5 protein-coding genes are annotated in these 6,591 nt (G+C 72.2%); all 5 read right to left on the bottom strand.

What is annotated here, in order from left to right; all coding sequences use genetic code 11:
• Positions 1-229 precede the first annotated feature (229 nt).
• The 5 genes from D7294_RS32085 to mreD all read right to left on the bottom strand — a co-directional run bounded on the left by D7294_RS32085 (position 230) and on the right by mreD (position 6,591).
• Positions 230-367, bottom strand: a complete 138-nt coding sequence (locus D7294_RS32085) for a hypothetical protein (protein WP_158674703.1) — start codon at positions 365-367, stop codon at positions 230-232.
• A 131-nt stretch (positions 368-498) separates the two neighbouring features.
• Positions 499-2,421, bottom strand: a complete 1,923-nt coding sequence (locus D7294_RS27405; protein WP_120684474.1) for a TIGR03960 family B12-binding radical SAM protein — start codon at positions 2,419-2,421, stop codon at positions 499-501.
• A gap of 90 nt (positions 2,422-2,511) precedes the next feature.
• Positions 2,512-3,702: a rod shape-determining protein RodA gene (gene rodA / locus D7294_RS27400; protein WP_241562662.1), complete on the bottom strand. Its 1,191-nt coding sequence runs from the start codon at positions 3,700-3,702 to the stop codon at positions 2,512-2,514.
• A 70-nt stretch (positions 3,703-3,772) separates the two neighbouring features.
• Positions 3,773-5,881: a penicillin-binding protein 2 gene (gene mrdA / locus D7294_RS27395; protein ID WP_120684472.1), complete on the bottom strand. Its 2,109-nt coding sequence runs from the start codon at positions 5,879-5,881 to the stop codon at positions 3,773-3,775.
• Positions 5,878-6,591, bottom strand: a complete 714-nt coding sequence (gene mreD / locus D7294_RS27390) for a rod shape-determining protein MreD (RefSeq protein ID WP_120684470.1) — start codon at positions 6,589-6,591, stop codon at positions 5,878-5,880. Before mreD ends, mrdA begins: the two co-directional genes overlap by 4 nt.

Here is a 6,591-nt window from a genome sequence, read left to right as displayed (position 1 = left end):
CGTCCAGGCCATCATCGCCCTCGCACGCCGACGGGCGAGCGTCCTGTGGGTCCTCCTGCGCGACAACCGGGTATTCACCCCCGCCCCGCCAGTCACGCAGGCGGCTTGACTTCATCATTGAGACTCCCGGTGGGTCGGTGCGGCCGTCGGGACGGCGCCCCGCGCGCGGGGACATGCGAAAGGGCCGTCCGTCCGAACGGCCCGGTGCCTGCGTGAAGGGTGGCCGCTCCTACGTGGAGCGCCACCAGCCCCTGCCCGAGGGGGAGGTCCCCGAGGCGGTCTCCGGGCGGAGCGCCGCGGGAATCCCCGGGAGGAACGCCGAGGCCACCGCCGGGGGAACCGGCGCGGCGAGCGGCGAAAGGGACATGCCCCCATCGTAGCGCCGGGCCACGGCCGGCCGAGCGGGGCGGACGGGCCCGCCCCGCACCGGCGGGCGGATGCCGCCGGGGCCCGCACGCCCGGCGGCCTCCCCGGCGGCCATTCCCGCGCGTGCGGCGGCTACTTCACGGTCAGCGGCAGCAGCTTCTTCCCGGTGGGCCCGATCTGGATGTGGGTGTCGAGCTGCGGGCACACCCCGCAGTCGAAGCAGGGGGACCAGCGGCAGTCCTCGACCTCCGTCTCGTCGAGGGCGTCCTGCCAGTCCTCCCACAGCCAGTCCTTGTCGAGCCCCGAGTCGAGGTGGTCCCAGGGCAGGACCTCCTCGTAGCCGCGCTCGCGGGTGGTGTACCAGTCCACGTCCACGCCCTGCGGCGGCAGGACCGCCTCCGCGCAGCGCATCCACTGCTCGTAGGAGAAGAACTCCCGCCAGCCGTCGAAGCGGCCGCCCGCCTCGTAGACCGCGCGGATCACCGCGCCGACCCGCCGGTCCCCCCGCGAGAGCAGGCCCTCGACGATGCCCGGCTTGCCGTCGTGGTACCGGAAGCCGATGGAGCGGCCGTAGCGCTTGTCCTCCCGGATCCGGTCGCGCAGCTTGGCCAGCCGGGCGTCGGTCTCCTCGGCCGACAGCTGCGGCGCCCACTGGAAGGGGGTGTGCGGCTTGGGCACGAAGCCGCCGATGGAGACGGTGCAGCGGATGTCGCCCGAGCCGGAGACCTCGCGGCCCTTGGCGATCACCTTGGTGGCCATGTCGGCGATCTGCAGGACGTCCTCGTCGGTCTCGGTGGGCAGGCCGCACATGAAGTACAGCTTCACCTGCCGCCAGCCGTTGCCGTAGGCGGTGGCCACGGTCCGGATCAGGTCCTCCTCGGTGACCATCTTGTTGATCACCTTGCGGATGCGCTCGCTGCCGCCCTCGGGGGCGAAGGTGAGGCCGGAGCGGCGGCCGTTGCGCGTCAGCTCGTTGGCCAGGTCGATGTTGAACGCGTCGACCCGGGTGGAGGGCAGCGAGAGGCCGATCTTGTCCTCCTCGTAGCGGTCGGCGAGGCCCTTGGTGATCTCGCCGATCTCGCTGTGGTCGGCCGAGGAGAGGGACAGCAGGCCCACCTCCTCGAAGCCGGTGGCGGCCAGGCCCCGGTCCACCATCTCGCCGATGCCGGTGATCGAACGCTCGCGGACCGGGCGGGTGATCATGCCGGCCTGGCAGAAGCGGCAGCCGCGGGTGCAGCCGCGGAAGATCTCCACGGACATCCGCTCGTGGACGGTCTCGGCCAGCGGCACGAGCGGCTGCTTCGGGTAGGGCCACTGGTCCAGGTCCATGACGGTGTGCTTGGTGACCCGCCAGGGCACGCCGGAGCGGTTGGGCACGACGCGCGAGATGCGCCCGTCGGGCAGGTACTCGACGTCGTAGAAGCCGGGGACGTAGACGCCGCCGGTCCTGGCCAGGCGCAGCAGGAGCTCGGTCCTGCCGCCGGGGCGGCCCTCCCGCTTCCAGGCGCGGACGATGCCGGAGATGTCGAGCACCGCCTGCTCCCCGTCGCCGATCACGGCGCAGTCCACGAACTCGGCGATCGGCTCCGGGTTGAAGGCGGCGTGGCCGCCGGCCACCACGACGGGGTGCTCCTCGGTCCGGTCGGCGGCGCGCAGCGGGATGCCGGCCAGGTCGAGGGCGGCGAGCAGGTTGGTGTAGCCGAGTTCGGTGGCGAAGGAGACGCCGAGCAGGTCGAAGGCGCCGACGGGGCGGTGCGCGTCGACGGTGAACTGCGGGACGCCGTGCTCGCGCATCAGGGCTTCCAGGTCGGGCCAGACGCTGTAGGTGCGCTCGGCGAGGATGCCCTCCCGCTCGTTCAGCACCTCGTAGAGGATCATGACGCCCTGGTTGGGCAGGCCGACCTCGTAGGCGTCCGGGTACATCAGGGCCCACCTGACGTCGCAGGAGTCCCAGTCCTTGACGGTGGAGTTGAGCTCCCCGCCGACGTACTGGATCGGCTTCTGGACGTGCGGGAGCAGGGCCTCCAGGCGCGGGAAGACCGACTCGACAGGCATGTGTGCGCCTTCCGGGACGTATGCGGGTTCTTGCGGTGCTGGACTCCTCAGTGTATGGCGCGTGGCCGCGTCACCCATCCGGGGCCGTATTCAGGCGGAAAGCGAGCGTTTCAGGCGTATCGACTGGAGCAGGCCGATGGCGATCCAGGTGGCGAACATGGCGGTGCCGCCGTAGGAGAGGAACGGCAGCGGGATGCCGGCCACCGGCATGATGCCCAGCGCCATGCCGATGTTCTCGAAGCACTGGAAGGAGAGCCAGGCGACGATCCCCGCGGCGATGATCGTGCTGTAGAGGTCGCTCGACCCGCGGGCGATGCGCAGCGCGCGCCACAGCACCAGGGCGATGAGCAGGATGATGCCCCCGGCGCCGACGAAGCCGAGCTCCTCGCCGGCCACCGTGAAGATGAAGTCGGTGTGCTGCTCGGGCACGAACTGGCCGGTGGTCTGGGTGCCGTGGAAGAGGCCCTTCCCGTACAGGCCGCCCGAGCCGATGGCGATCCTGGCCTGGTTGGTGTTGTAGCCGACGCCCGAGGGGTCGAGCGAGGGGTTGACGAAGGCGCCGAACCGGTCGAGCTGGTACTCGTCGAGGACGCCGAGCGCCCAGACGAGGACGGCGCCCACGACGCCGGCCAGCATCAGGCCGAGGGACCAGCGCAGCGGGGTACCCGAGGCGAGGAGGATGCCGAGGACGATGAAGCTCAGCACCATGGCCATGCCCATGTCGTCGACGACGACCACGCAGAGCGGGGCGCCCGCCAGCGCGAGGGCCTGGAGGATCGCCCGGGTGCCCGGGTACTCGCGGTCCCCGGCGTCCACCTGGTCGGCGAGGATCATCGCCATGCCGAGCACGATCGCGACCTTCGCGAACTCCCCCGGCTGCAGCGTGTACCCGCCGATGGAGAGCCAGGCCCGCTGCCCGTTGATCTCGGTGCCCAGGGGGGTGAACACCAGGGCCATCGCGGCGAGCGACAGGACGTAGACCACGGGCACGGCGCTGCGCAGCCTGTGGTGGCCGAGCCACATGATCAGCACGGCGAGCGCCAGGCCGATGGCGACGTTGACGATCTGCCGGACGAGGAAGAACTCCGGGTCGCCGCCGGTGATGTCGGTCCGGTTGCGGGTGGCGGAGTAGATGAGGACCGTGCCGAGCCCTGACAGGGCGAGGGCCGCGACCATGAGGACCCAGTCGATGCGCCTGGCCACGGAGTCCTTGGCGAGCAGCCGCCGCACGGCCCCGCGGCGCGGGGCGAGGCTGCCGACGGTCAGGGTGTGGACGCTCACCGCGGCACCCCTCCCCCGGCGTGCCGCGGCGCGGGTGCTATCCGGGACCTCCCGCGCGGCCCGGTGCCCGTCACTCGTCCTCCTCGCGGGGCGGGACGATGGTGCCGTTCTCGTCGATGCGCGGCAGGTCCCGGTTGGGCTCGGGCAGCAGCGCGGCGTCCTCGTCGATGCTGCCGTCCGGCTGCACCCCGTAGATCGCCTCCCAGATGTGCCGGACCGCCTCACCCGAGGCGCCGGAGCCGGTGCCCGCCTGGGAGATGGTCATGACGACGGTGTAGTCGTCGGTGTAGGTGGCGAGCCAGGAGGTGGTCTGCTGGTCGCCCGAGGCCTCGGCGGTTCCCGTCTTGCCGTGCAGCTCGATGTCGTTCTGCGGCCAGCCGGCGAACTTCCAGGCGGCCGAGCCGCGGGTGATGACCCCGGCGGTGGCGTCCCGCAGGTCCTGGATCAGCTCGGCGTCGTCGGGGAGCTGCCCGGTGGCCTGGGGCTGGAAGTCCTCGAGCACGGTGCCGTCGGCGGCGATGACGGCCCGCCCGACCTGCGGCTGGTACAGGGTGCCGCCGTTGCCGAGGGCGGCGTAGATCCTGGCCAGCTGGATCGGGGTGACCAGCACGTCGCCCTGCCCGATGGAGAAGTTGAGCATGTCACCGGCGCGCATGTCGGCGCCGTCGGTGCAGTTCTCGCGGGCGACCCTGGCCGCGTAGTCCTCGCGGTCGGAGTCGGCGATCTCGCACCAGGCGTCGCGGTTCTCCTCCCAGTACTCCTGCTTCCACTGCCGGTCGGGGATGCGCCCGGCGGCCTCGTTGGGGAGGTCGATGCCGGTGGTCTCGCCCAGCCCGAACTCGTGGGCCGTGCGGAACATCCAGTCGTCGGGGTGGTCCACGGGGTGCGTGCCGCCGTCGGCCTGCCACTCGCGGTGGGCGAGGCCGTAGAAGACGGTGTTGCAGGAGACCTCGATGGCGCGGCCCATGGTGATCGGGCCGTACGCCTGGGACTCGTAGTTGTCGAAGGTCTGGCTGCCGATGGTGTACGAGGAGGAGCAGTCGTAGGAGCCGTCGAAGTCGTAGCCGGCGTTGACCGCGGCCGAGGCGGTGACCACCTTGAAGGTGGAGCCGGGCGGGCCCTGGCCCTGGATGGCCCGGTTCAGCAGCGGGTCGTCGGAGTCCTCCGCGGTGAGCGCCTGGTAGTCCTCGGTGGAGATGCCGCCGACCCACACGTTCGGGTCGTAGTCCGGGGCGGAGGCCATCGCGACCACGCGGCCCGTGTCGTTCTCCAGCACGACCGCGGCACCCGCGTTGGCCTCGTAGTCGCGGCCCGAGATGCTGTCGTACTGCTGGCGGGCGGTCTCCATGGCGGTGGCGAGCTGGTCCTCCACGACGGACTGCACGCGGGTGTCGATCGTGGTGACGAGGTTGGCCCCGGCCTGGGCCGCCTCCCGCTCGTGCTGGCCGAGCACCCGGCCGAACTTGTCGACCTCGTACTGGGTGACGCCGGCCTGGCCGCGCAGGTAGCTGTCGTAGGTGCGCTCCAGGCCCGAGCGGCCGATCTGGTCGGAGGTCAGCAGCGGGTTGTCGGTGTCCTCGGACTCGGCGACCTCGTCGTCGGTGACCGGGGAGAGGTAGCCGAGGACCTGGGCGGTGCGGGCGCCGTCGGGCGAGGGGTAGCGGCGCACGGCCGTCGGCTCGGCGCTGATGCCGGGGAACTCCTCGGCGCGCTCGCGGATCTGGAGCGCCTGCTGGGAGGTGGCCTCGTCGGTGATCGGGATCGGCTGGTACGGCGAGCCGTTCCAGCAGGGCTGCGGGGTCTCGGCGTCGCACAGCCGGACCCGGTTGGCCACGTCCTCCTCGGACATGCCGAGCAATTCGGCCACCTTGGCCAGCACCTCGGCCCCGTCGTCGGGGAGGCGGCTGAGCTTGGTGCGGTCGGCCGTCACCACGAGGCGCGTCTCGTTGTCGGCGATCGGCACGCCGCGGGCGTCGAGGATCGCCCCGCGCACGGCGGGCTGGACGACCTGCTGCATGTGGTTGCCGGCGGCCTCCGCGGCGAACTCGTCGCCCTGGCGGATCTGCAGGTACCACAGCCGGCCGCCCAGGGTGAGCAGCAGGGAGAAGACCAGTATCTGGATGACCACGAGCCGGATGGTGATCCGGGAGGTCCGCCCCGTCTCCGGGATGTTGGTCACAGGCGCTTGACCCCCTTGATCCGGCCGGCCCTGTTGCGCGCGGACCGGCTGAGCAGTGTGGAGCGTTGCCCGCCGAACCTGCCGCCCTTGCCGTACCGGCTGCGGCGCGGGCTCCTGGGGCCGAGCAGGCCGGAGCCCGCCCCGGCCAGCCAGCCCGTGGCGGACTCGGCGGAGCTGCCGCCGGAGCCGCTCTCGGCGGCCAGCGGGTCGCTCTCCAGCCGCCGGGCCAGGGCCATCATCAGCGGGACGGTGAACGGGGCGAGCAGCAGGTCGTAGATGGTGGCGGTGACGAGCAGGTGGGTGAGCCCGACGTGGCGGGCCGCGGTGTCGCCGACGAGGGCGCCGACGCCCGCGTACAGCAGCGTGGAACTGGCCGCGCCGACCGCGACGACCAGCATCGGCACGGTGGCCGAGCGGTGCTGGCCGCCCTCGGGCCTGGTGAGCCCGGCGGCGTAGCCGACCAGGCACAGCACCAGCGCGTAACGGCCCACGGCGTGGTCGGCGGGCGGGGCCAGGTCGGCGAGCAGCCCGGCGCCGAAGCCGACCAGGCAGCCGCTGACGTGGCCGTAGACCAGGGCGAGGGCGAGGACGGTGAGCAGCAGCAGGTCGGGCACGGCGCCCGGCAGCTGGAGCCTGGCGAGCACGCTGACCTGGACGACCAGCGCGAGGGCGACGAGGAGGGTCGCCAGCACAGTGCGGTACACGCGCAT

Source organism: Streptomyces hoynatensis (assembly GCF_003626535.1).
In the GTDB taxonomy this organism is placed as follows: Bacteria; Actinomycetota; Actinomycetes; order Streptomycetales; family Streptomycetaceae; genus Streptomyces; species Streptomyces hoynatensis.
The sequence above is the reverse complement of the archived record's forward strand: the minus strand, read 5'-3'. Positions and strand labels throughout refer to the sequence as shown.